Origin of the sequence: Nocardioides coralli, from assembly GCF_019880385.1 — a bacterium.
GTDB classification, from domain to species: Bacteria; Actinomycetota; Actinomycetes; order Propionibacteriales; family Nocardioidaceae; genus Nocardioides; species Nocardioides coralli.
The window spans coordinates 801302-826472 of the sequence record NZ_CP082273.1; the positions used below are offsets into that span (position 1 = coordinate 801302).

General features: G+C 72.6%; 24 protein-coding genes. 15 read left to right on the forward strand and 9 right to left on the reverse strand.

Annotation, left to right across the window (positions count from 1 at the left end; all coding sequences use genetic code 11):
* Positions 1 to 44: 44 nt before the first annotated feature.
* Positions 45 to 431 carry a VOC family protein gene (locus K6T13_RS03930; RefSeq protein WP_249423923.1) on the reverse strand — a complete coding sequence of 129 codons (387 nt, stop codon included), beginning with the start codon at positions 429 to 431 and terminating at the stop codon, positions 45 to 47.
* 58 nt (positions 432 to 489) lie between these two features.
* On the opposite strand from K6T13_RS03930, the gene K6T13_RS03935 reads away from it, so the two are divergent.
* The 14 genes from K6T13_RS03935 to xdhC all read left to right on the forward strand — a co-directional run bounded on the left by K6T13_RS03935 (position 490) and on the right by xdhC (position 18404).
* On the forward strand, positions 490 to 1596 hold the full coding sequence (locus tag K6T13_RS03935; protein ID WP_222897229.1) for a GuaB3 family IMP dehydrogenase-related protein: 1107 nt from the start codon (positions 490 to 492) through the stop codon (positions 1594 to 1596).
* Between the two features lie 44 nt (positions 1597 to 1640).
* On the forward strand, positions 1641 to 3317 hold the full coding sequence (gene glpD, locus K6T13_RS03940; RefSeq protein WP_222897230.1) for a glycerol-3-phosphate dehydrogenase: 1677 nt from the start codon (positions 1641 to 1643) through the stop codon (positions 3315 to 3317).
* 82 nt (positions 3318 to 3399) lie between these two features.
* Positions 3400 to 5016 (forward strand): succinic semialdehyde dehydrogenase, encoded by a 1617-nt coding sequence (locus tag K6T13_RS03945; RefSeq protein ID WP_222897231.1) that lies wholly within the window; start codon positions 3400 to 3402, stop codon positions 5014 to 5016.
* A gap of 3 nt (positions 5017 to 5019) precedes the next feature.
* The gene (locus tag K6T13_RS03950) at positions 5020 to 6723 is read left to right on the forward strand and encodes a GMC oxidoreductase (protein ID WP_222897232.1); all 1704 of its coding nucleotides are present in this window, start codon (positions 5020 to 5022) and stop codon (positions 6721 to 6723) included.
* Positions 6724 to 7087: 364 nt separating this feature from the next.
* A complete protein-coding gene (guaA, locus tag K6T13_RS03955) occupies positions 7088 to 8668 on the forward strand; it encodes a glutamine-hydrolyzing GMP synthase (RefSeq protein WP_222897233.1) in 1581 nt (526 codons plus the stop codon).
* Between the two features lie 65 nt (positions 8669 to 8733).
* Positions 8734 to 9945, forward strand: coding sequence for a DUF6986 family protein (locus tag K6T13_RS03960; protein WP_222897234.1), 1212 nt, complete (start codon positions 8734 to 8736; stop codon positions 9943 to 9945).
* A 2-nt stretch (positions 9946 to 9947) separates the two neighbouring features.
* The gene (gene pucL / locus K6T13_RS03965; protein ID WP_222897235.1) at positions 9948 to 10820 is read left to right on the forward strand and encodes a factor-independent urate hydroxylase; all 873 of its coding nucleotides are present in this window, start codon (positions 9948 to 9950) and stop codon (positions 10818 to 10820) included.
* Entirely contained in the window at positions 10817 to 11320 is a 504-nt protein-coding gene (uraD, locus tag K6T13_RS03970) for a 2-oxo-4-hydroxy-4-carboxy-5-ureidoimidazoline decarboxylase (RefSeq protein WP_222897236.1), read from the forward strand. Before pucL ends, uraD begins: the two co-directional genes overlap by 4 nt.
* Complete coding sequence (uraH, locus tag K6T13_RS03975) at positions 11308 to 11619, forward strand: hydroxyisourate hydrolase (RefSeq protein WP_222897237.1); 312 nt, start codon at positions 11308 to 11310, stop codon at positions 11617 to 11619. Before uraD ends, uraH begins: the two co-directional genes overlap by 13 nt.
* A complete protein-coding gene (gene allB / locus K6T13_RS03980) occupies positions 11609 to 12943 on the forward strand; it encodes an allantoinase AllB (protein ID WP_222897238.1) in 1335 nt (444 codons plus the stop codon). Before uraH ends, allB begins: the two co-directional genes overlap by 11 nt.
* Positions 12940 to 13752, forward strand: coding sequence for a bifunctional allantoicase/(S)-ureidoglycine aminohydrolase (locus K6T13_RS03985; RefSeq protein WP_222897239.1), 813 nt, complete (start codon positions 12940 to 12942; stop codon positions 13750 to 13752). The genes allB and K6T13_RS03985 overlap by 4 nt, the downstream gene beginning before the upstream one ends.
* A 68-nt stretch (positions 13753 to 13820) precedes the next feature.
* Positions 13821 to 15236, forward strand: a complete 1416-nt coding sequence (locus tag K6T13_RS03990) for a xanthine dehydrogenase small subunit (protein WP_222897240.1) — start codon at positions 13821 to 13823, stop codon at positions 15234 to 15236.
* Complete coding sequence (locus K6T13_RS03995; RefSeq protein WP_222897241.1) at positions 15229 to 17592, forward strand: xanthine dehydrogenase molybdopterin binding subunit; 2364 nt, start codon at positions 15229 to 15231, stop codon at positions 17590 to 17592. The genes K6T13_RS03990 and K6T13_RS03995 overlap by 8 nt, the downstream gene beginning before the upstream one ends.
* A 2-nt stretch (positions 17593 to 17594) precedes the next feature.
* Complete coding sequence (gene xdhC / locus K6T13_RS04000) at positions 17595 to 18404, forward strand: xanthine dehydrogenase accessory protein XdhC (protein WP_222897242.1); 810 nt, start codon at positions 17595 to 17597, stop codon at positions 18402 to 18404.
* 32 nt (positions 18405 to 18436) lie between these two features.
* On the opposite strand, the gene K6T13_RS04005 is transcribed toward xdhC, so the two are convergent.
* The 6 genes from K6T13_RS04005 to legP all read right to left on the reverse strand — a co-directional run bounded on the left by K6T13_RS04005 (position 18437) and on the right by legP (position 22421).
* Positions 18437 to 18592: a hypothetical protein gene (locus tag K6T13_RS04005; RefSeq protein ID WP_222897243.1), complete on the reverse strand. Its 156-nt coding sequence runs from the start codon at positions 18590 to 18592 to the stop codon at positions 18437 to 18439.
* A gap of 115 nt (positions 18593 to 18707) precedes the next feature.
* Complete coding sequence (locus K6T13_RS04010) at positions 18708 to 19031, reverse strand: hypothetical protein (RefSeq protein WP_222897244.1); 324 nt, start codon at positions 19029 to 19031, stop codon at positions 18708 to 18710.
* Between the two features lie 57 nt (positions 19032 to 19088).
* Positions 19089 to 20684, reverse strand: a complete 1596-nt coding sequence (gene aceB / locus K6T13_RS04015) for a malate synthase A (protein WP_222897245.1) — start codon at positions 20682 to 20684, stop codon at positions 19089 to 19091.
* 66 nt (positions 20685 to 20750) lie between these two features.
* Positions 20751 to 21107, reverse strand: coding sequence for a hypothetical protein (locus K6T13_RS04020; protein ID WP_222897246.1), 357 nt, complete (start codon positions 21105 to 21107; stop codon positions 20751 to 20753).
* Between the two features lie 24 nt (positions 21108 to 21131).
* Complete coding sequence (locus K6T13_RS04025) at positions 21132 to 21347, reverse strand: hypothetical protein (RefSeq protein WP_222897247.1); 216 nt, start codon at positions 21345 to 21347, stop codon at positions 21132 to 21134.
* A gap of 18 nt (positions 21348 to 21365) precedes the next feature.
* Positions 21366 to 22421, reverse strand: a complete 1056-nt coding sequence (gene legP, locus K6T13_RS04030) for a Dot/Icm T4SS effector Zinc-dependent metalloprotease LegP (RefSeq protein ID WP_222897248.1) — start codon at positions 22419 to 22421, stop codon at positions 21366 to 21368.
* Between the two features lie 141 nt (positions 22422 to 22562).
* Here legP and K6T13_RS04035 point away from each other — a divergent pair, with 141 nt between their 5' ends.
* Complete coding sequence (locus tag K6T13_RS04035; protein WP_222897249.1) at positions 22563 to 22898, forward strand: YbaY family lipoprotein; 336 nt, start codon at positions 22563 to 22565, stop codon at positions 22896 to 22898.
* Between the two features lie 15 nt (positions 22899 to 22913).
* Here the strand turns inward: K6T13_RS04035 and K6T13_RS04040 are convergent, their stop codons facing one another.
* Positions 22914 to 24050: an acyl-CoA dehydrogenase family protein gene (locus tag K6T13_RS04040; protein ID WP_249423924.1), complete on the reverse strand. Its 1137-nt coding sequence runs from the start codon at positions 24048 to 24050 to the stop codon at positions 22914 to 22916.
* Positions 24047 to 25087, reverse strand: a complete 1041-nt coding sequence (locus K6T13_RS04045) for an LLM class F420-dependent oxidoreductase (RefSeq protein WP_222897251.1) — start codon at positions 25085 to 25087, stop codon at positions 24047 to 24049. Before K6T13_RS04045 ends, K6T13_RS04040 begins: the two co-directional genes overlap by 4 nt.
* Positions 25088 to 25171: the final 84 nt, after the last annotated feature.

Genomic DNA, 25171 nt, shown 5'->3' on the forward strand with positions numbered 1-25171 from the left:
ACAAGTGACGGCTCGGCAGGGTGTGGACCAGCCGGAGTGACGGGTCAGCCGGCGTCGCGGTAGAGGCAGAACGGGTGGCCGGCGGGGTCGAGCATGACGCGGACGTCGTCCTGGGGCTGGTACGACGCCTGGGTGGCGCCGAGGCCCTCCGCCGCGCGGACGGCGTCGGGCACCGAGCGGACGCCGACGTCGAGGTGGAGCTGCATCTGCTGGTCACCCGGCGTCGTCGGCCACGCGGGCGGCACGTGCTCCTCCTCGAGCTGGAAGGCAAGATAGGTCCGCGTCCCGCTCCGGTGGAGGGTGACGAACGCCGGATCGCCCTGGTCGAGGTCGCCGCCGAGCAGCGCCTGGTAGAACCGACCGAGCCCGGGGGGATCGGGTGTGCCGATCACCGTGCCGAGCCATCCCGAGAGTCCGCCGATGCCGTCCACGGGGGTCATCCTGCACCGGCCACCGGTCCGGGGTCGACCGACTCGGTAGCCTGACGGCGTGACGGAGATCGAGATCGGCCGGGCCAAGCGGGGTCGCCGCGCCTTTTCCTTCGACGACATCGCCATCGTCCCCTCCCGGCGTACCCGCGACCCCGAGGAGGTCAGCACCGCCTGGCAGATCGACGCCTACCGGTTCGAGCTCCCGATCGTCGCCGCGCCGATGGACTCGGTCATGTCGCCGACGACCGCCATCGCCCTGGGCCGCCACGGCGGGCTCGGCGTCCTCAACCTCGAGGGGCTCTGGACCCGCTACGACGACCCGACCGCGCTGCTCGCGGAGGTGGCCGACCTCGACGGCGCCGAGGCGACCACCCGGATGCAGGACATGTACGCCGAGCCGATCAAGCCCGAGCTGATCACGGCCCGCCTCCACCAGATGCGCGACGCGGGCGTGACCGTGGCGGGCAGCCTGAGCCCGCAGCGGACCAAGGAGTTCGCCAAGACCGTCGTGGACGCCGGCGTCGACATGTTCGTGATCCGGGGCACCACCGTCAGTGCCGAGCACGTCTCGAGCCAGGCCGAGCCGCTCAACCTCAAGGAGTTCATCTACGAGCTCGACGTACCGGTCATCGTCGGCGGGTGTGCGACCTACCAGGCCGCCCTCCACCTCATGCGCACCGGCGCGGCCGGCGTCCTCGTCGGGTTCGGCGGGGGAGCGGCCCACACCACGCGCACCGTCCTCGGCCTGGCGGTCCCCATGGCCAGCGCCGTCGCCGACGTGGCCGCTGCGCGCCGCGACTACCTCGACGAGTCCGGCGGCCGCTACGTCCACGTGATCGCCGACGGCTCCATCGGCCGCTCGGGTGACATCGCCAAGGCCGTCGCCTGCGGTGCCGACGCGGTCATGGTCGGCTCGCCGTTCGCCCGCGCCAGCGACGCCCCGGGCCACGGCTTCCACTGGGGGACCGAGGCCCACCACCCCGAGCTGCCCCGCGGCCAGCGGGTCCAGTTCGAGACGGTGGGCACGCTCGAGGAGATCCTGTTCGGCCCCTCGCGGGTCGCCGACGGGACGATGAACCTCGTGGGCGCGCTGCGCCGGGCGATGGCCACCACGGGCTACACCGAGCTCAAGGAGTTCCAGCGGATCGAGGTCGTCGTCGAGTGACGGGTGGGCTGGGGCCGGCGAGCCGCGAGGAGTCCCTCGCGGCGATGAGCGCCGCGACCCCGGAGCGGCCGATCGACGTCCTCGTCGTCGGTGGGGGGATCACCGGCGTCGGCATCGCCAACGACGCCGCGACCCGCGGCCTCTCGGTAGGGCTGCTCGAGCAGCGCGACCTGGCCTCCGGCACCAGCAGCCGCAGCTCGAAGCTGGTCCACGGTGGGCTTCGCTACCTCGAGATGCTCGACTTCGGGCTGGTGCGCGAGGCGCTCTCCGAGCGCGGGCTGCAGCTGACGCGGCTGGCGCCCCACCTGGTGCGGCCGGTGCCCTTCCTCTACCCGCTCCACCGCACGCTCGAGCGGCCCTACGTCGGCGCCGGGCTGGCGCTCTACGACGCGATGGCGATGCTGGGCAAGTACGACATGGGCGTGCCACGCCACCGCCACCTGTTCCGCAAGCAGGTCGCGCGGATCGCCCCCGACCTGCGCACCGACGAGCTGTCCGGGGCGATCAAGTACTACGACTGCCAGGTCGACGACGCCCGCCTGGTCGTGTCGATCGCGCGGACGGCCGCCTCCTACGGCGCCCACGTCGCCACCCGCACCCGGGTGTCGGGGTTCCTCCGCGACGGTGACCAGGTCGTGGGGGTCCGGGCCACGGACCTCGAGACGGGTCGCGAGCTCGAGGTGCGGGCCCGGGTCGTCATCAACGCGGCCGGCGTCTGGACCGACGAGATCCAGCAGCTCGCGGGTGCGGGCCGGCTCCACGTCCGCGCCTCCAAGGGGATCCACCTCGTGGTGCCGCGCGACCGGATCCGTTCGGAGTGCGGGATCATCACCCGCACCGAGAAGTCCGTGCTCTTCGTCATCCCGTGGGGCACCCACTGGATCATCGGCACCACCGACACCCCGTGGGACCTCGACAAGGCCCATCCGGCCGCCAGTCGTGCCGACATCGACTACCTGCTCGGCCACGCCAACCGGGTGCTGCGGGAGCCGCTCGACCACACCGACGTCGAGGGGGTGTACGCCGGGCTGCGACCGCTCCTGTCGGGCGAGACCGAGCCGACCTCGCGGATCTCCCGCGAGCACACCGTCACCGTCCCGGCCCCGGGACTCGTGCTGATCGCCGGCGGCAAGCTGACGACGTGGCGGGTCATGGCCAAGGACGCCATCGACGCCGTGGTCGACCTGCTCGAGGACACCCAGGCGCCGGTGCGCACCTGCATCACCGACCGGGTCCCGCTCGCGGGCGCGTCCGGCTTCGAGGCCCGCACCAACCAGCGGGTCATGCTGGCGCGCCGCGCCGGGCTGAGCCTGGCCCACGTCGACCATCTGCTGGGCCGCTACGGCGGCCTGATCGACGAGCTGCTCGACCTGATGGAGGAGAGCCCCGGGCTGGCCGAGCCGTTGGAGGGCAGCGAGGGGATCTACCTGCGCGCCGAGGTGGTGCACGCGGTCACCCACGAGGGTGCCCGGCACCTCGACGACGTGCTCACCCGACGTACCCGCATCTCGATCGAGACCTTCGACCGCGGCACCGTCGCCGCCCGCCCGACGGCGGAGCTGATGGCGGAGGCGCTGGGGTGGGACGAGTCCCGCGTCGCCGAGGAGGTCGACCACTACCTGCGCCGGGTGGAGGCCGAGCGGCAGTCGCAGCGGAAGCTCACCGACCAGGAGGCCGACGAGGCCCGCGTGAGCGCGCCGGAGATCGCCGGCCCCGCTTGACAGCGCGCCGCAGTGTGTCAAGCGTCTCAGTCGGTCCGCATACTCTGGATCACGAGACCGGGGTCACATACTCTCGGTAGGCATGAGCGCCACCAACCCCTCCGGCGGACCGCTGGTCGACGGTCCGGCCGACCCCGAGCACGACCCCCGCGCTTCCTACGCACTCGAGCCCGACGACGTACGCCGGCTGACCGGCCGCGTCCTCGCCAGCGGCGGGGAGACCACGCCCGTCTCGTCGCCGCTCAACGGCCAGCCGCTGGCCCACGTGCCCCAGTCGTCGACCGCCGACGTGCGGGACGCCGTCGCGCGGGCCCGCCGCGCCCAGGAGACCTGGGCCCGCACCCCGGTGGCCGAGCGGGCCGCCGTGCTGCTGCGCCTCCACGACCTGGTCCTCGACCGGCAGGCCGAGATCTGTGACCTGGTCGGTCTGGAGTCCGGCAAGGCGCGCAAGGACGCGTTCCTCGAGGTGGCCCACGTCGCGCTCACCGCGCGCTACTACGCCCGCACCGCCGAGGACCACCTCGCGACCCGGCGGGTCCCGGGCATGTTCCCGGGTCTCACCCACGTGGAGCTCAACCGGGTGCCGAAGGGTGTCGTGGGCATCATCTCGCCCTGGAACTACCCCTTCACGATGGCGCTCTGCGACGGGCTGCCGGCGCTGGCTGCCGGGAACGCCGTGGTCATCAAGCCCGACGCCCAGACCATGCTCACCGCGCTGCTGGGGGCCGAGCTGCTCGAGCAGGCCGGCCTCCCGCGCGACCTCTGGCAGGTCGTGGCCGGCCCGGGCAAGGACATCGGTCCGCCGCTCATCGAGGGCTCCGACTACATCTGCTTCACCGGCTCGACGGCCACGGGCCGGCTCATCGCCTCCCAGTGTGCCGACCGGTTGATCGGGTGCTCGCTGGAGCTCGGCGGCAAGAACCCGTTGCTGGTGCTCCGGGACGCCGACCTGGAGAAGGCCGCCGAGGGTGCCACCCGCGCGGCGTTCTCCAACGCCGGACAGCTCTGCGTCTCCACCGAGCGGTTCTACGTCGCCGACCAGGTCTACGACCGCTTCGTCGAGCGGTTCGTGGCCCGGACCGAGGCGATGACGCTCGGCTCCACGCTCGACTGGTCGGTCGACATGGGTCCCCTGATCTCCCAGCAGCAGCTCGACACGGTCACCACCCACGTCGAGGACGCGGTGAGCAAGGGCGCGAGGCTGCTCACCGGCGGCCGCCCCCGCCCCGACCTCGGCCCGTACTTCTACGAGCCGACGATCCTCGAGGGCGTCACCCCCGAGATGACCTGCTTCGGCCACGAGACCTTCGGGCCGGTGGTGGCGCTCTACCGCTTCCACGACGAGGCCGACGCGGTGGCGCGGGCCAACCAGGGCGACTACGGCCTCAACGCCTCGATCTACAGCCAGGACGGCCGTCGCGCCCGGCAGATCGCCCGCGAGATCAGGTGCGGGACGGTCAACATCAACGAGGGCTTCGGAGCGACCTTCGGGACGCTGGCCGCCCCCATGGGCGGCATGCGGCAGTCCGGGATGGGGCGCCGGCAGGGGAGCGAGGGCATCCTCCGCTACACCGAGACGCAGTCGGTCGGCACCCAGCGCGGCCTACGCATCGGACCGTCGTTCGGGCTGGACCAGGAGCAGTACGCCGCGGTGATGACCGCCTCGCTGCGCGTGCTCAAGAAGCTGGGGCGTGCCTGAGCGATGACCCACTACGACGTCCTGGTGATCGGGTCCGGCTTCGGCGGCTCCGTCACGGCCCTGCGGCTCACCGAGAAGGGCTACCGGGTGGGCGTCCTGGAGGCCGGCGCCCGCTTCGAGGACAGCGACTTCGCCGCGACGTCGTTCGACACCAGGCGGTTCCTCTTCGCCCCCGCGGTCGGCTGCTACGGCATCCAGCGCATCGACATGGTCAGGGACTGCCTGATCCTGGCCGGCGCCGGTGTGGGCGGCGGCTCGCTCGTCTACGCCAACACGCTCTACGAACCCCTCGAGGCCTTCTACCGCGATCCCTCGTGGGCCCACATCACCGACTGGAAGCGCGAGCTGGCGCCCTACTACGACCAGGCGAAGCGGATGCTCGGCGTGGTCGACTACCCCCACCGCACCCCGTCCGACGACGTGATGGAGAAGGTGGCCGGCGAGATGGGGGTGGGGCACACGTTCCACCCGACCCCGGTCGGCGTGTTCTTCGGCGGTCCCGGGCAGCAGCCCGGGGAGCCGGTCGCCGACCCCTACTTCGGGGGTGTCGGCCCCGACCGCAACCCGTGCCGCAACTGCGGCGAGTGCATGACCGGGTGCCGCCACAACGCGAAGAACACCCTGGTGAAGAACTACCTCTACCTGGCCGAGCAGGCCGGGGCGGTCGTGCACCCGCTGACCACGGTCACCCGGGTCAGGCCACGCCCGGCCGGCGGCTACACCGTGGAGGCCCGCTGGACCAAGGCGAAGCTGTCGCGGCGTACGGCGACCAGGACGTTCACCGCCGACCAGGTGGTCTTCTCCGCGGCCGCCCTGGGCACCCAGCGCCTGCTCCACCGGCTGAAGGCCGAGGGCGACCTGCCGCTGCTGTCGGACCGGCTGGGCCACCTCACGCGCACCAACAGCGAGTCGATCCTCGGCGCGATCGCACCCGACCTGAGCGTGGACTACACCGAGGGGGTGGCGATCACCTCCTCCTTCCACCCCGACGCCGACACCCACGTGGAGCCGGTCCGCTACGGCAAGGGCTCCAACTTCATGGCGCTCCTCCAGACCGTGCTCACCGACGGGGAGGGCCCGCTGCCGCGCTGGCGCACCTGGCTGCGGGAGCTGTGGGTCGAACGCCGCAGCGTCCGGGACCTCTACGACCTCCGGCACTGGTCGGAGCGCACCGTCATCGCCCTGGTGATGCAGTCGCTGGACAACTCGATCACGACGTTCCCGCAGCGGACACCCCTCGGGTGGCGGCTCTCCTCGCGGCAGGGACACGGTCGCCCCAACCCCACCTGGATCCCGGCCGCCAACGAGGCGGTACGCCGGATGGCGCGGGTCATGGGCGGGACCCCGGGCGGGTCCATCGGCGAGCCCTTCAACCGGCCGCTGACCGCCCACTTCATCGGCGGCTGCACGATCGGCGACTCGCCGGAGTCCGGGGTCGTCGACCCCTACCAGCGCGTCTACGGCTACCCCGGGCTCCACGTCGTCGACGGGTCCGCCATCTCCGCCAACCTGGGGGTGAACCCGTCGCTGACGATCACCGCGCAGGCCGAGCGGGCCATGGCGTACTGGCCCAACAAGGGGCAGGCAGACCCGCGCCCCGACCTGGGCGAGGCCTACGAGCAGGTCGCGCCGGTGCGACCCGCGCGGCCGGTGGTCCCGGACGCCGCGCCCGGGGCGCTCCGGCTGCCCGTGGTCGGCGTCTCCTGAGCGCTGCAGAACTCGCAAAAAGTTCTCGGTGACCCCGCGTAACCACCCCGCGCGGCCGTCGTTGGGACGGGTGAGACCCGGCCGTCATGCTCCCTCCCGATGCCGGGTCAGGATGTTCACCCGCCACGCGGGTGGACGCTCAGGGCCCGGCCACCCTCCCTCCCCGGCCGGGCCCTGACTCATTTTCACGCGCACTGGTCTCGACAGGCTCCGCCGACGTGGGGTGGGGTCGGCGTGCCGGGCCGGGGGTTTCGTGGCTCGGGCGCGGGACGCCTTCGCACCTCAACCTCCGGCGAGCGCGGGACGCCGTCGCACCTCAACCTCCGGGGGCGGTGGGGGCGTGGCTGCTCGGTAGGCTGCGGCCATGACGGAGGTTCCCGAGCACGACCTGGTGCTGGTGGTCGACTTCGGCGCCCAGTACGCCCAGCTGATCGCCCGCCGGGTGCGGGAGGCACGGGTCTACTCCGAGATCGTCCCCCACTCGATGCCCGTCGCCGAGATGCTGGCGCGCAAGCCGGCGGCGATCATTCTCTCCGGTGGCCCCTCGAGCGTGTACGCCGCGGGCGCGCCCGGCATCGACGACGACCTGTTCCGCGCCGGGGTGCCGGTCTTCGGCATGTGCTACGGCTTCCAGCTGATGGCCCGCGGGCTGGGCGGGGAGGTCGCCCACACCGGGGCCCGCGAGTACGGCCGCACCCGGGTCGCGGTCACGGCCCCCGGCACGCTGCTGGCCGACGTACCCGCCGAGCACACGGTCTGGATGTCCCACGGCGACTCGGTGACGGCCGCGCCCCGGGGCTTCGACGTGCTCGCCGCCACCGCGGTGACCCCGGTCGCCGCCTTCGAGGACCTCGACCGCGGCCTCGCCGGCGTCCAGTGGCACCCCGAGGTGCTGCACACCGAGCACGGCCAGCAGGTCCTCGAGCACTTCCTGCACCAGATCGCGGGCTGCCGGCCCACCTGGACGATGGTCAACATCGTCGAGGAGCAGGTCGAGCGGGTCCGCGAACAGGTCGGCGAGGAGGGCCGCGCGATCTGCGGGCTCTCCGGGGGCGTCGACTCCGCGGTCGCCGCCGCGCTGGTGCAGCGGGCCATCGGCGACCGGCTCACCTGCGTCTTCGTCGACCACGGGCTGCTCCGCAAGGGCGAGGCCGAGCAGGTGGAGCGTGACTTCGTCGCCGCCACCGGGGTCGACCTCCACGTCGTGGATGCCGAGAAGCGCTTCCTCGACGCCCTGGCCGGCGTCTCCGACCCCGAGGAGAAGCGCAAGGTCATCGGCCGCGAGTTCATCCGCGTCTTCGAGGCGGCCGAGGCCGAGGTGCTGCACAAGTACGCCGTCGACGAGGGCGCGTCGGTCGCCTTCCTGGTCCAGGGCACGCTCTACCCCGACGTCGTCGAGTCCGGCGGCGGTGCCGGCACCTCCAACATCAAGTCCCACCACAACGTGGGCGGGCTGCCCGACGACCTCGAGTTCGAGCTGGTCGAGCCGCTGCGCACCCTCTTCAAGGACGAGGTGCGGCTGGTGGGCGAACAGCTCGGGCTGCCCGCCGAGATCGTGTGGCGCCACCCCTTCCCGGGGCCGGGCCTCGGCATCCGGATCGTCGGCGAGGTGACCCGCGAGCGGCTCGACATCCTGCGGGAGGCCGACGCGATCGCGCGCGAGGAGATCACCAAGGCGGGCCTGGACCGCGACATCTGGCAGCTGCCGGTGGTGCTGCTCGCCGACGTGCGGTCGGTCGGGGTCCAGGGCGACGGGCGCACCTACGGCCACCCCATCGTGCTGCGGCCGGTCAGCTCCGAGGACGCGATGACCGCCGACTGGTCCCGGTTGCCCTACGACGTGCTGGAGACGATCTCGACCCGCATCACCAACGAGGTCGCCGAGGTCAACCGGGTCACCCTCGACATCACGTCCAAGCCGCCCGGCACCATCGAGTGGGAGTGAACCGGTCCCACGCCCCGGCGTGGCGGTTCCCGGGTGTGGGACGCCGCGCACACTAGGCTCTCGTCATGGACCTCGATGCCCTGACGGCCGAGGTGGACGACCTTCTCGGGGAGGCCGACCAGGCCCTGGCCCGCGACTACCCCGGCGAGCGACCCGGTCGGCAGCCGGTCCACACCTACTACCTCCCCGCCGACCGGTACCACGCCCGCAGCGTCCACGACCTGTCCCGTCAGGCCGAGCAGGTCGTGCTCGACCACGCCGAGGAGTTCCTCGAGCTCATCGGCGACGACGACGATCTGATGGCGCGGGTGCTCTCCAAGCTCGACACCGAGGCCGTGGAGGACCTGCGCATCGACTTCGAGGACGGCTACGGCGACCGCGGTGACGAGACCGAGGACGACGACGCGGCGGCCGCCGCCGCCGCGCTCACCGAGTCGATCGAGGCGGGGGAGTCCTCGCCGTTCTCGGGCATCCGGATCAAGAGTCTCGAGCCCGCGACCCGCCACCGCGGGCTGCGCACGCTCGTCGGGTTCGTCCGGGCCCTCGGCACGGTGCCGGACGGCTTCGTGGTGACCCTGCCCAAGGTCACCTCGGTCGACCAGGTCGCCGCCCTGGTGCTGGCCTTCGAGCGCCTCGAGGAGGAGGTGGAGGGCCGGCTGGAGCTCGAGGTCCAGGTCGAGACGCCCCAGTCGGTGCTGGGTCCCCAGGGGCACACGCTGCTCCCCCAGATGATCCAGGCGGGCGCGGGCCGGCTCACCGCCTTCCACTTCGGCACCTACGACTACAGCGCCGCCTGCGGGATCGCCGCCGGGCAGCAGAGCCTCGAGCACCCGGCGGCCGACCACGCCAAGGCCGTCATGCAGGCCGCGGCTGCCGGCACCGGCGTACGCCTCTCCGACGGCTCCACCAACCGGCTGCCCGTCGACGACCAGCTGCTGCCGGGCTGGGAGGAGCACCTGCGGCTGGTGCGGCGCTCCCTGGAGCGGGGCTTCTACCAGGGCTGGGACCTCCACCCCGCCCAGCTGCCGACCCGGTTCGCCGCCACCCACGGGTTCTTCCGCGAGGGCTTCGACCGCGCCGCCCAGCGGCTGCGCGCCTACGCCGGCGGCACCGGCTCCACCGTCCTCGACGAGCCGGCGACGGCCCGTGCGCTGGCCGACTTCGTGCTCCGGGGCCTGGACTGCGGGGCGGTGGAGGAGTCCGAGGTCCGCAACCGGACCGGGCTGTCGACGAGCCGGCTCGCCGACCTGGCCAAGCGTCCCGTCGGAGGCGGGTGAGCGTGCGGATCAGGCTCGGGCACAACCGCTACGGCAAGGCGGAGAACCGCGTCGTCCGCATCGTGCGTGACACGCCCCGCCACGAGATCCGCGACCTCAACGTCTCGACGGCCCTCCGGGGTGACTTCGCGGCCGCCCACCTCGACGGCGACCAGTCCGACGTGCTGCCCACCGACACCCAGAAGAACACCGCCTTCGCCTACGCCAAGGAGCACGGCGTGGAGGCGATCGAGGACTACGCACAGGCCCTCGGACGCCGGCTGCTCAGGGCCACGCCGGTCGCCACGGGCTGCGAGGTCCGCGTCGAGGAGCACGCCTGGGAGCGGGTCCCTGGCGGCCCTGGCGGCACTGGCGGCCACGACCACGCCTTCGTGCGCCGCGGCACCGAGGTCCGCACCACCACCGTCGACGTGACGGACAGCGGCGTGACGGTGCGGTCGGGGCTGACCGACCTGGTGCTGCTCAAGTCGACGGGGTCGGAGTTCAAGGGGTTCCTGCGCGACGACTACACGACGCTGGCCGACGCCGACGACCGGGTGCTGGCCACCTCCCTCACCGCGACCTGGACCTTCGGACCCGACCGTCCCGACCGCCCGGCGGCATGGAACACGGCGTACGCCGAGGTGCGGGCCGTGCTGCTGGAGACCTTCGCCAACACCCACAGCCGGGCGCTCCAGGAGACGTTGTGGCTGATGGGCCGGGCGGCGCTGGAGCACCGACCGGACCTCGCGGAGATCTCCTTCGTGGCGCCCAACCGGCACCACCACCTGGTCGACCTCGCGCCGTTCGGCCTCACCAACGACGGCGAGGTCTTCATCGCCGCCGACCGGCCCTACGGCCTGATCGAGGCCACCGTGACCCGGGACGACGCATGACGCTCGAGGAGTTCAACGCGCTCCCCGAGGCCGAGGCCCGGTCCCGGCTGGCGGCCTGCCTCGACGTACCCCGCTGGGTCGACACCGTGGTGGCCGCTCGGCCCTTCCCCGACCTCGGCGCCCTGCGGAGCGTGGCCGAGGTCGCGGCCTCGTCGATGTCCGAGGCCGAGCTCGAGCAGGCGCTGGCTCGCCACCCCCGGATCGGGGAGCGCGCGGGTGCCGGGCACGACGCGGCCGCCTCGGCGCGGGAGCAGTCCGGCGTCGACGCCGGCGACCGGGCCGTGGCCGAGCGGCTGACCGCCGGCAACCGTGCCTACGAGCAGCGGTTCGACCGGGTCTTCCTGATCCGTGCCGCCGGCCGCGACGCCGACGAGATCCTGGCCGAGCTCGACCGCCGGCTCGACAACGACGACGACACCGAGCGCCGGGAGACGATCGGGCAGCTCGCCGAGATCGCGCTGCTGCGACTGGAAGAGGTGGTGGGCCCATGGCCACGCTGAGCACGCACGTCCTCGACACCGCCGCAGGTCGGCCCGCGGCGGGCGTCCCCGTCACCCTGCTCGCGCCTGACGGCACGGTCCTGGGGGAGGGGGTGACCGACGCCGACGGTCGGGTGGCCAGCGTCGGGCCCGACCTGGCCCCCGGCACCTACCGGCTGCGGTTCGTGACCGCCGCACACCTCGGCGAGCACGCGTTCTACCCGGAGGTTGACGTGGTATTCCGGATCGCCGCCGACGAGCACCACCACGTCCCGCTGCTGCTGAGCCCTCACGGCTACACCACCTACCGTGGCAGCTGAGGAGTACGACACGGTCGTCCGCGCCGCCCGCGCGATCGTGGCCGGTGCCGAGCGCGCGGTCTCCCTCGGCATCCGGTCCGGCCGGATCGCGACCCTCGACGCGGACGCCGACCTGCCGGCGGACCTCGAGCTCGCCGCGGACGAGGTGCTGCTCCCGGGGCTTGTCGACACCCACGTCCACGTCAACGAGCCGGGGCGTACGGCGTGGGAGGGCTTCGAGTCCGCCACCAGCGCGGCGGCCTCGGGCGGTGTCACCACCATCGTCGACATGCCGCTCAACTCGATCCCGCCGACCACCACGCTCGACGGGCTGCGGGCCAAGCAGGCCGTCGCCCGCGACCGGGTCCGCGTCGACGTGGGCTTCTGGGGCGGCGCCGTGCCCGGCAACGTGGCCGACCTCGCCGAGCTCCACGCCGCCGGCGTCCTCGGTTTCAAGTGCTTCCTGCTGCCCTCGGGGGTCGAGGAGTTCCCCGAGCTCGACGGACCCGGACTGCGGGAGACGATGACCGAGCTGGCCCGTCTCGACGCGCTGCTGCTCGTGCACGCGGAGGACGGTGCCGAGATCGCGCCCGAGGCGCCGCACTCGCGGGCCTACGCCGACTTCCTCCGGTCGCGGCCGCCGGCGGCGGAGAACGCCGCGATCGAGCGCGTGGTGGAGGCCGCCCGTGCGACGGGCGCCCGCGCCCACGTCGTCCACCTCTCCAGCGCCGACGCGCTGCCGGTGCTCCGCGCGGCCCGCGGCGACGGCGTCCGCGTCACGGTCGAGACCTGCCCCCACTACCTCGGCTTCTGTGCGGAGGAGATCCCCGACGGCGCGACCCAGCTGAAGTGCTGCCCCCCGATCCGCGACGCGGGCAACCGCGACCGGCTCTGGGCGGGACTCGTCGCGGGCGACATCGACCTCGTCGTGACCGACCACTCGCCGTGCACCGCCGACCTCAAGCGGTTCGACACCGGCGACTTCGGCGACGCCTGGGGCGGCATCGCGTCGCTGCAGCTCGGGCTGCCGGCGGTGTGGACCGAGGCGCGGAAGCGGGGCCTCGGGCTCGGCGACGTGGTGCGGTGGATGTGCGAGCGACCCGCCGACCTCGTCGGGCTCGCCCACAAGGGTCGCATCGCGGTCGGCGCCGACGCGGACCTCTGCGTGCTGGCCCCCGAGGAGACCTTCACCGTCGACCCGGCGCGGCTGCGCCACCGCAACCCGGTCTCGGCCTGGGCCGGGCGTACGCTCACCGGCACGGTGCGGCAGACCTGGCTGCGCGGCGTACGGCTGGACCCGGACGGTGCACCCCGGGGCCGGCTGCTCGAGAGGGGAGACGCATGACCTACTACGTGCCGCGCGGCGGGCTGCCCGCGCAGGACGAGCTCACCACCGACCGGGCGGTCTTCACCGAGGCCTACGCCGTCCTCCCGCGCGGCACGATGCGCGACATCGTCACCAGCCGGCTCCCGCACTGGCGGGACACCCGGGCCTGGGTGCTGGCGCGGCCGTTGTCGGGGTTCGCGGAGACCTTCAGCCAGTACGTCGTCGAGGTCGGTCCCGGCGGTGGTAGCGACCGGCCCGACGACGACCCCCGCGCCGAGGCGGTGCTCTTCGTCGTCGACGGCGCGCCTCGCCTCACCGTGGCGGGCACCGACCACGAGCTGCGGCCCGGCAGCTACGCGTTGCTCCCGGCCGGAACGGCCTGGTCGCTCCACAACGACAGTGACGCGACGGCGACGTTCCACTGGATCCGGAAGGCCTACGAGCCCGTCGACGGCTACGACACGCCCGAGGCCTTCGTGACGCACGAGGACGACGTCGCGCCCGAACCCATGCCCGGCACCGACGCCTGGGCGACCCAGCGGTTCGTCGACCCCGACGACGTCCGCCACGACCTGCACGTCAACATCGTCAGCTTCGAGCCGGGCGGGTCGATCCCGTTCCCGGAGACCCACGTGATGGAGCACGGCCTCTACGTCCTGGAGGGCAAGGCGGTCTACCTCCTCAACCGTGACTGGGTCGAGGTGCAGGCCGGCGACTTCATGTGGCTGCGGGCGTTCTGCCCGCAGGCCTGCTACGCCGGTGGCCCCGGTCGGTTCCGCTACCTGCTCTACAAGGACGTCCACCGCCACGCACGGCTGCTCCCCTGATCGCGGCGTGTGCCCCGGAGTGCGCCGGAGCGCACCCTCCGGCACACGCGGCGGCATAGAGTGGGTGGATGGAGGCGTCGATCACCGTCAACGGTCGGCCCCGCTCGCTGGCCGGCACGCGGGTGCACGCGTCCGCGCTCGACGCGCTGCGCGACCTCGGGTTCACGGGCGCCAAGGAGGGCTGCGCTGAGGGTGAGTGCGGCGCCTGCTCGGTGCTGGTGGTCCGGCCCGACGGCGACGGCTCGCAGTGGACCGCCCTCAACGCCTGCCTGGTCCCGGCGGCTGCCCTCGACGGCCAGGAGGTCGTCACCGCCGAGGGGCTGGGCTCACCCGAGGCGCTCCACCCCGTGCAGCGCGAGCTCGCCGGACGGGGCGGCTCGCAGTGCGGCTACTGCACGCCGGGGTTCGTCTGCAGCATGGCGGCCGAGTACTACCGCCGCGACCGCCGACCGCGCGAGCCCGACGTCGAGCACGGCTCCAACGGCTTCGACATCCACGCGCTCGGCGGCAACCTCTGCCGGTGCACCGGCTACCGGCCCATCCGCGACGCCGCCTGGGCCCTGGCCGACCCGGCGCCCGACGACCCGCTGGTCGACCGGCTCTCCCGGCCCGCGCCTGCCCCGGCACCGACGCGGATCGAGACGCCGACCGGTCGCTTCGCGCGGCCGGCCAGCCTGGAGGAGGCGCTCCAGCTGGTGTCCGAGCACCGGGAGGCCACGGTGGTCGCGGGCAGCACCGACTGGGGAGTCGAGGTCAACCTGCGCGGCGAGCGGGCGGCGTACGTCGTGGCGGTGGACCGGCTGCCGGAGCTGCGCGAGCTGGAGGTCGCCGACGACGCGATCCGGTTCGGGGCGGCGCTCACGCTCACCGAGCTCGAGCGCGAACTCGCGGGCCGGGTGCCGATGCTCGACCAGGTGTGGCCGCAGTTCGCCTCGCGGCTGATCCGCAACGGCGCCACCGTCGGCGGCAACCTGGCCACTGCCTCGCCGATCGGTGACCTGGCACCGGCGCTGCTCGCCCTCGAGGCGGAGCTGGTGCTGGTGTCGGTGCGCGGCGAGCGGGTCGTGGCCCTGAGCGACTTCTTCACCGGCTACCGCGAGACGGTGCGGGAGCCTGATGAGCTGATCGGCTCCGTGCGGGTGCCGCTCCCGCTGAGCCCGGTGGCCCAGTTCCAGAAGATCGCCAAGCGCCGCTTCGACGACATCTCCGGGATCGCGGTCGCCGTCGCCCTCGACGTGGCGGACGGCACCGTCACCCGGGTTCGCATCGGGCTCGGAGGCGTGGCCGCGACGCCGATCCGCGCCACGGCCACCGAGACCGCGCTCGAGGGGCGGCCCTGGGACGTCGACACCGTCACCGCCGCGGCCGCGGTGCTGCGCGGTGAGGGCACCCCCATCGACGACGCCCGCGCCAGCGCCGCCTACCGGTCCGCCATGCTCGGCAACGCGCTGCCGCGACTGTGGGCGGAGGCCGGCCGTGACTGAGCTCAGCCGCCGCCCGGAGGGGGCCGTCGTGGGGGAGCAGCTCGCCCACGAGAGCGCCGCCCTCCACGTCACCGGTCACGCGCTCTACACCGACGACCTGCTGCCGCGCACGTCCGGGCTGCTCCACGCCCACCCCGTCCAGGCGCCCCACGCACACGCCCTGGTCACGGCGCTGCGCGTCGAGCCGGCCCTCGACGTCGCCGGGGTCGTCCGGGTGCTCACCGCCGCCGACGTCCCGGGCGTCAACGACGCCGGGGTCAAGCAGGACGAGCCGCTCTTCCCGACCGAGGTGATGTACGTCGGGCACGCGGTCTGCTGGGTGCTCGCCGACTCCCTGGAGGCCGCGCGGCTGGGCGCGGCCGCCGTCGAGGTCGACTACGAGCCGCTGCCCTCGGTCATCGGGCTGCGCGAGGCGATCGCCGCCCACTCCTTCCAGGGCGGCCAGCCGACAGTCGCGCGTGGCGACGTCGAGGACGGGCTCGCCGCGTCCGCTCACGTGTTCAGCGGCGAGACCGAGATGGCGGGCCAGGAGCACTTCTACCTCGAGACCCACTGCTCGCTGGCGCAGGTCGACGAGGCCGGGCAGGTCTTCGTGCAGTCCAGCACCCAGCACCCCACCGAGACGCAGGAGATCGTCGCCCACGTGCTCGACCTCCCGAGCCACGCGGTCACCGTGCAGTGCCTGCGGATGGGTGGCGGCTTCGGCGGCAAGGAGATGCAGCCGCACGGGTACGCCGCCGTCGCGGCCCTCGGCGCGACCCTGACCGGGCGGCCGGTGCGGCTGCGCCTCAACCGCACCCAGGACATGACCATGACCGGCAAGCGGCACGGTTTCCACGCCGAGTGGCGGGTGGGCTTCGACGACCACGGCCGGCTGCAGGCACTCGACGCCACCCTCACCTCCGACGGCGGGTGGAGCCTCGACCTGTCCGAGCCGGTGCTGGCCCGGGCGCTCTGCCACGTCGACAACGCCTACTGGATCCCGCACGTCCGGGTGAACGGGCGGATCGCGCGGACCCACAAGACCTCGCAGACGGCGTTCCGGGGCTTCGGCGGGCCGCAGGGGATGCTCGTGATCGAGGACATCCTCGGCCGGTGTGCCCCGCTGCTCGGCATCGGGCCCGAGGAGCTGCGGCGCCGCAACGTCTACGTGGCGGGGCAGGAGACGCCGTACGGACAGCCGGTGCGCCACCCGGAGCGGCTGGAGACCGCGTGGGACCAGCTGGTGCGCGAGGCCGACGTCGACCGACGCCAGCAGGACATCGCGGCCTGGAACTCCAGCCACCCCCACACCAAGCGGGCGCTGGCGATAACGCCGGTGAAGTTCGGCGTCTCCTTCAACTTCACGGCCTTCAACCAGGCCGGGGCGCTGGTCCACGTCTACAAGGACGGGTCGGTGCTCATCAACCACGGCGGCACGGAGATGGGGCAGGGGCTCCACACCAAGATGCTGCAGGTGGCGGCGACCGCCCTCGGGGTACCGCTCGAGCGGGTGCGGCTGGCGCCGACCCGGACCGACAAGGTGCCCAACACCTCCGCCACGGCCGCCAGCTCGGGCGCCGACCTCAACGGCGCGGCCGTCAAGGACGCCTGCGAGCAGATCCTCGGCCGCCTGGAGCGGCTCCGCGCCGGCCGCGAGCTGACCTGGGAGGAGCTGGTCCGGGAGGCCTACCTCGGGCGGGTCCAGCTGTGGGCCGCCGGCTTCTACCGCACGGAGGGGCTGCACTGGGACTCCACCGTGATGCGCGGTCACCCGTTCAAGTACTTCGCCTACGGCGTCGCCGCCACCGAGGTGGAGGTCGACGGCTTCACCGGTGCCTACCGCACCCGGCGGGTCGACATCGTCCACGACGTCGGCGACTCGCTCTCCCCGCTCGTCGACCTCGGCCAGATCGAGGGCGGGTTCGTGCAGGGCGCGGGCTGGCTGACCCTGGAGGACCTGCGGTGGGACCAGTCGGACGGGCCCTCGCGGGGCCGACTGCTGACGCAGGCGGCGTCGACCTACAAGCTCCCCGCCTTCTCCGAGATGCCCGAGGAGCTCCACGTCTCGCTGCTCGACCGGGCCCACGAGGACGGCGCCGTCTACGGCTCGAAGGCCGTGGGGGAGCCGCCGCTGATGCTCGCGCTCTCGGTGCGCGAGGCGCTGCGCCGGGCCGCGGCGGCGTTCGGCGAGGAGGGAGTCAGCGTCGACCTGGCTGCCCCGGCGACCCCCGAGGCCGTCTACTGGGCGGTGGAGCAGGCGCGGGGTGGCGGCACCGGCCGCGTCACCATCGGCTCGGTTGAACCGGAGCAGCCGGCCGCCGACCGGCCGCCGATCCGACCGCGCTCCGAGCGGCACGCCGGAGTGGGGGACTAGCCGTGCACTGGGCCGAGGCCGTACGCCGGCTGCGGAACGACCGGGTCGCCGGCGTGCTCGTCACGCTCACCGACGTCCGCGGTCACGCGCCGAGGGCAGCCGGGGCCAAGATGGTCGTCTCCGCCGAGGACACCTGGGGAAGCGTCGGCGGCGGCAACCTCGAGGAGACCGCCATCACGCGAGCGCGGGCGATGCTCGCCGCGGAGGCGACCGGCCCCGAGTCGCTGGAGGTCTCGCTGTCCGACAAGGCGCGCACCGACCACGGACGGCAGTGCTGCGGCGGCGAGGTGACGGTGCTCCTGGAGCCGCTCCCGGTCGTCCCCGCGGTCGCCGTCTTCGGCGTCGGTCACGTCGGCCTCGAGCTCGCCCGGATCCTGGCCCGCCACGACGTCGAGCTGCACCTGGTCGACTCCCGGGCCGACCAGCTCACCGAGGGGCGGCTCGCCGTGCTCGCCGACGCGGTCGCGGGCGTGCACGTGCACCACGCCCCGGTGCCCGAGCTCGTGCTGGGTGAGGTCCCGACCGGTTGCCACGTGCTCGTGCTGACTCACGACCACGCCGAGGACTTCGCGCTCTGCGACGCAGCCCTGCGCTGCCAGCACCTCGGCAGCGTCGGGCTGATCGGCTCCTCGGCGAAGTGGGCTCGGTTCCGCCGCGGGCTGCTGGTCGAGGGACACGACGAGGCCGTCGTGGACCGGATCCGGACCCCGATCGGCGACCCCGCCGTCGGCGGCAAGGAACCGGCCGCCATCGCTCTCTCGGTGGCTGCCGGGCTCCTGCAGCAGCTCGCCCTTCACGACGCCCGTCGGTGAGCGCGGGGCCCCCGGGCCCCCGGCGAGGATGCTCAGGTCGGCTGGTGGTCCCCGGGGTCGTAGCCGGCCTCACCGGGGTGGTCACCACGCACGGCGCGTCCGCCCATCACGCGGATGGTGACGAAGACGACTCCGATGAGGACGACGAGGCCGATCAGGATGACCACCGCCGTACCCGACATCAACATGTCCATCACGGTCAGTCACTTCCCTTCGCCTCGAGCCTAGGCGCGCGGGGTCGCCGTGGTCCTTACGATCCGGTGGTCCCCTCGAGGGCCGGGCGCCGCGGCAGCCGCTCGAGCGTCACCGCCCCCGGTCCCCACCCTGCCTGACCAGCCGCACGACTCGACCGACGTTGGGCGACCAGCCGACGCCGAACGCGCGCGGCAGCAGCACCCGCTCGTCGTCCGGCGACCACACCGACGCCTTCACCCGGGCCGGGGTCGGCGGACGCAGGTCGTAGGGCACCCAGCCGAAGAGGGCTCCCTGCCAGGTCCGCTCCTCCTTCGGCTTGCGCAGCTCCTGGGCGAGGGCCACTCCCATCAACGTCACCGAGACGAGCTTGGCTGCGTCGCGGGCGCGACTCCGCTTCCGCTTCTGGTCGGTGTCTTCGTCGTGACTACCCATGCACCCATCCTTGCGCGCCGGTGGGTGCGAGGGCAGGCAGCTCCCGCCGGCCGGAGGTCACTCGCGCTCGAGCACCGCCTCGTACGCCGCCAGCGTGAGGAACGCCGGGTACTCGTCGGCCACGGCCGACTCCTCGAAGAGCCGGCGGGCCTCGGGCAGCAGGTCGTCCTGGGTGCCGAGCAGCTCCACCAGCCCGGCGTACTCCTCCTCGACCACGCGCGCCACCAGCTCCCGGGTCACCGTCTCACCGGTGTCGAGCGTGACGTCGTTGTGGAGCCACTGCCACACCTGCGACCGCGAGATCTCGGCGGTGGCGGCGTCCTCCATCAGGTTGTCGATGCCGGCCGCGCCGTTGCCCGAGAGCCAGGCGTGGAGGTACTGCATGCCGACACGGACGTTGCCGCGCAGCCCGGCCTCCGTCCGCTCACCAGGCGTCTCGGCGACGGAGAGGAGGTCGGCCGGCGTGACGGACACGTCCTCCCGCTGCACGACCAGCTGGTTGGGGCTCTCGCCCAGCGTGGCGTCGAAGACCTCCTCGCACACCGGTACCAGGTCGGGGTGGGCCACCCACGACCCGTCGAACCCGGCCTCGGCCTCGCGGGTCTTGTCGTCCCGCACCTTCGCGAACGCGCGCTCGTTCACCTCCGGGTCGCGCCGACTCGGGATGAAGGCCGCCATCCCTCCGATGGCGTGGGCGCCGCGCCGGTGACAGGTGCGCACCAGGAGGTCGGAGTAGGCGGCCATCATCGGCGCGCGCATCGTCACCGCGTTGCGGTCCGGGAGCGTCCACCCCGGGCCGGCGTCGCGGAAGTTCTTGATGATGCTGAACAGGTAGTCCCAGCGACCCGCGTTGAGGCCGGTGGCGTGGTCGCGCAGCTCGTAGAGGATCTCCTCCATCTCGAACGCCGCGGTGATGGTCTCGATGAGGACCGTCACCCGGATCGAGCCGTGAGGGATCCCCAGCACCTCCTCGCTGTGGGTGAACACCTCGTCCCACAGTCGCGCCTCGAGGTGCGACTCGAGCTTCGGGAGGTAGAAGTACGGTCCGCTGCCGCGCCCGAGCAGCTCGGTGGCGTTGTGGAAGGCGTAGAGGCCGAAGTCGACCAGCCCTCCCGCAACGGGCTCGCCGTCCACGAGCAGGTGCCGCTCGTCGAGGTGCCACCCGCGGGGGCGTGGCACCAGGACCGGGATCGCGTCCGGGTCGCGCAGCGCGTACTCCTTGCCCTCCGGCGAGGTGAAGGCGAGCGTGCGGCGCACGGCGTCGCGCATCGTCAGCTGGCCGCCGACCACGTTGGCCCAGTGAGGCGTGTTGGCGTCCTCGAAGTCGGCCAGCCACACCCGGGCCCCGGAGTTGAGCGCGTTGATCGCCATCTTGGGGGTGGTCGGACCGGTGATCTCGACGCGCCGGTCGAGCAGGTCCGGCGGCGCGGGCGCGACCTGCCACGTCGACTCGCGCACGTGCGCCGTCTCGGGCAGGAAGTCGAGCGTCCCGGCGACCCCGATCTCGTCCCTGCGCTGGGCGCGCCGGTCCAGCAGCTCCGTGCGCCGTCGGCCGAAGCGGCGGTGGAGGTCGGCGACGAACGCCAGCGCGTCCGGGGTGAGCACCTCTGCGGACCGGGGGACCTCGGGTCCCGAAACCTCGACGTCACTCATGGAGCGAGTGTAGGAGTAACCCACCGCGCCCGGGTCGAGGTCGACGTCGGGGTGGGCGGTCCCGGGTCAGTCGGGCTCGCCCACGTCCTCCGGAGGTGGGGGCCCGGCGCCGTCGTCGGCGCTGTTCCCCTGGTCCTCGAGGTCCGCCGGTGCGGGCGGCTCCTCCGCCGCCCCGGCGCCCCCACCGTCGGCACCCCCCACGTCCGACGGCGGGGGCGCCTCGGTCCCGGAGGCCTGGGCGCTGCCCTGCTCGAGCTCACGCGGCGGCGGTCCCTCACCGGACGAGGAGCCGTCGGCCTGACCGAGGCTGCCGAGGTCCAGGGGGGCCGGTGGCCCGTCCGCGGAGCCGGTCCCCGTCCCGGACGAGCCGAGCGTCGTCGTCGACCCGCCCACGGTGATGGTGATCGTGATGTCGCTGTTCACGGGTCCTGCCTCTCGGAGAACGGATCAGAAGTAGGCGGCGGTGATCTGGTTGTTCGAGTCCTGGACGACGTAGGCCTGCTTGTTGCTGGCCTTGGCGGCGACGAGCATCAGGAACACGTTGGTGACGCCGTCGGGCGCGTTCGGCCCGATCTTGCGCCAGCCGGTGCTGTTGGCGGCCAGGTTGCCCCAGGCGTTCTGGCCGTGGTGGGTGGCGTAGGTCTGGTTGATCTGGGTCCACATGGTCGGTCGGTTCCTTCCTCAGAGCACATAGGCGTGGTAGACGTGCGTCCCGTCCGCGAGGACGGTGACGTTCCGGTTGTAGGCGCGGGCCCAGACCATCTGCGCGAACACGTTGCTCACGCCATCGGGAGCATCCGGGTGCACCCGCCGCCAGCCCATGCCGGCGAGGTTGACCCACGCGTTCTTCGAGTGGTGGGTGGCATAGGTCTGGGCGACCGTCTTGTTGCTGTGCCAGGTCTGGTACATCGCGTGGACGGCCGCGACGTCCAGCGCGGACAGCCCACCACGCTGCCCGATCGTGACCCCGCTCTGCTTCGGGGTGATCGTGGGCTGCCCGTTCTTGGAGAACGCGTACTGCCCGTAGTGCATGATCGAGCCGTAGTCGTAGCTGCCGATGTCGTCGCCGTCCGCGATGTGCTGGTTGAAGTTGTGCTCCATGCCAGCCTGGATGTTGGCCCAGTGGATCGTCACGAAGGCGTCGCGGTCCTCGCGGGACTGCTCGTGCCAGAGTCCCCAGGCGTGGCCGAACTCGTGGACCGCCGCTCCGAAACCGCAGCCGTCGGCCAGGCTGATCTCCTGCTTGCCACCCCGCATGCCGACGTAGGACCAGCACCCCGAGCCCTTGATGACCCGCACGTAGTTGGGGTACTGCGACGCGTTCGCGGACGTGCGCTCCACGAAGCGCATGCTCGTCTTGGACTGCCAGTGGTTGATGGCGTCGGTGACGCGGGCGACCCCGTTGGTCACGCCCGAGTCGATCTCGTAGGGCATCAGCGCGTTGGGCCAGCGGTACTGCTGGCCGGTGATGCCGATCCCGTGCGCGATCCCGGCGTCCGCCTGCGCGACGTCCGCGATCACCCCTGCCGTCCGCTCGACCTCGTCGACGGTGCCCAGGACGATGTCGCCCTCGAACACGGCGTGGTCCTCGACCACCGAGTACTGGACCGGTCGGGGCTCGCCGGACGTCAGCACGACGTAACCGGTGCGGACCGTGTCCCCGCTGAGGAGCCCGGTGTTGTCCTCCGTCACCTGGTCGGCCGTGTCGTCCTTCTTCTTGGCCGCTTTCTTGGCCACGGTGCACCTCCCCGTTCTTGTTCCGGGAACCCTAGGAACGCCTCCGTCACCGCACCGTCACCGTGGCGTCAACCCCGCTTGACGCGCCCCGCGGGTCGGGGGAGCGTGGGGGTCGCACCGCCGCAGAGACGGGAGACCCAGGTGAGGCTGCACGGCACGTTGCGGATGCCGGACGACCACGCCCTCCACGGGCACGAGGTCGCCCGGGTCCGCCTGCTCGACGTCAGCCGGGCCGATGCGCCGGCCGTCACCGTCGCGGAGACGAGCATCGGCCTGGTGGGGACCGCCCTGGCGGTGGACTTCGACCTCGACGTGCCCTCCCTCGACCCGCGCGCCACCTACGCGCTGTCGGCGCACGTGGACACGAACGGCTCCGGTGACGTCAGCGTGGGTGACCTGCTGACCATGCAGCACGTCGGCGTCTCACCGACGGCGACCGACCACAGCTACGACGTGCCGCTCCAGACGGTCACCTGAGGGACCACCCGCGCGTCAGATGCCGAGGGACCGGCCGATGATCTCCTTCTGGATCTCCGTGGTCCCGCCGTAGATGGTCGAGACCCGGCTGTCCAGGTAGGCCCGGGCGATGGGGTACTCCGTCATGTAGCCGTAGCCGCCGTGGAGCTGCACGCCCTGGCTGACCAGCTTGTTCTGGAGCTCGGTGGCCCACCACTTGATCATCGCTGCGTCGATGGCGGTGAGCCGGCCGTCGAGGTGCTTGCGCAGGCAGTCGTCAAGGAAGGCGCGCGCGACGCGGGCCTCCGTCGCCATCTCGGCGAGGAGGAACCGGTTGTGCTGGAACTTCCCGATCGGTCGGCCGAACGCCTCGCGGTTCTTGGCGTGGTCGAGGCACAGCTCCACGACGTACTCGCACGCGGCGACCGCCTGGGCGCCGATGATCAACCGCTCCTGCGGCAGGTTCGTCATCAGGTAGACGAAGCCCTGCCCCTCCTCGCCGAGCAGGTTCTCCTTCGGCACGCGCACGTCGGTGAAGGAGAGCTCGGCCGTGTCCTGGGCGTGGAGCCCGATCTTGTCGAGGTTGCGGCCCCGCTCGAAGCCGGCCATGCCGCGCTCGACCACCAGCAGGCTGATGCCCTGGTGGCCGGCGTCCGGGTCGGTGCGGGCCACGACGACGACCAGATCGGCGTTGATGCCGTTGCTGATGAACGTCTTGGACCCGTTGAGCACGTAGTGGTCTCCCGCGTCGACGGCGGTGGTGCGCACGCCCTCGAGATCCGATCCCGCGCCGGGCTCGGTCATCGCGATGGCGGTGATGGTCTCGCCGCTCACGCACCCCGGCAGCCAGCGCCGCTTCTGCTCCTCGGTCCCGAGGGCGGTGAGGTAGGGGACGATGATGTCGGTGTGGACCGAGAACCCCGGTCCGTTGGCGCCGACCCGTGCCTGCTCCTCCGACAGCACGACGTTGAAGCGGAAGTCGTCGATCCCCGGGCCGCCGTAGACCTCGGGCACGTCGAAGCAGAGCAGCCCGGCCGCCCCGGCCCTGCGCCACAGCTCGCGCGGCACGATCCCGTCCTTCTCCCACTGCGCGTGGTGGGGCACGACCTCGCGCTCGAAGAAGGAGCGGGCGGTACGGCGGAAGTCCTCGTGCTCGGCCGCGTAGATGCTCACGCCACCCATTCCTTGACCTGGGCGACGGTCCGCGCCGGGTCGTCGCTGGCGGGCATGACCGTGAGGTGGGTGACGCCGGACTCGCGGAATGCCTCGATCCGCTCCTTCACGTAGGACGCGGGACCGACCAGGTTGCTGGCCTCCAGCCACTCGGTCGGCACCAGCGCCTCGGCCTCCTTCTTCTTGCCCGCGAGGTAGAGGTCCTGGATCTCCTCCGCCTCCTTCTCGTAGCCGTAGGCCCGGGCGACGTCGTTGTAGAAGTTCTTGCCCCGGGCGCCCATGCCGCCGACGTAGAGGGCGAACACCGGCCGCGCGAACTCCAGCAGCTCCTTGGTCTCCGGGCCCTCGCCGATGGCGACCATGCCGCCGGCGGTGACCTGGAGCGGTCCGAGGTCCGGGGAGCGTTGCGCGGCACCGGCGGCCAGCGCCTCACCCCAGACGACGTGGGCCTTCTCGGGGTGGTAGAGGTGAGGGATCCAGCCGTCGGCGATGCTGGCGGCCTGCTCGACGGACTTGGGCCCCAGCGCGGCGATCCAGATCGGCACGGTGTCGCGCTCGGGCCGCGTCAGCATCTTGAGTGGCTTCCCGAGACCCGTGACGGCGCCGTCGGCCTTGGTCAGCGGGAGCTTGACGAGGCCGTCGTTGGTGAGCACCTCGCGTCGCAACCCGCGCCGCACCAGGTCGACGATCTCCGCCGTCCGCGCCAGCGGCTTGCTGTAGGGGACGCCGTGCCAGCCCTCGATGACCTGCGGCCCCGACGCGCCCAGCCCGAGGATGGCACGACCGCCCGAGACGTTGTCGAGGCCGGCCGCCGTCTGGAGCAGGGCCCCCGGGGTACGGGAGTAGATGTTGAGGATCGCCGACCCGATCTCGACGCGCTCGGTGCGGGCAGCCAGGTAGCCCATGAGGGTGGGGGAGTCGAAGCCGTAGGCCTCGGCGACCCACACCACGTCGATCCCGGCTCGCTCGAGCCCCGCGACCTGGTCCGCGGCGGCGCGGGGGTCGCCGTCGTACATCAGCGAGTAGGAGAGCTTCACCGCGTCATCGTGACAGTACGACTGTCACAGTGACAAGCAGGCCCGGGGCCCGGCCGGGCGTGCCTGCCGGACCCCGGAGTTCGG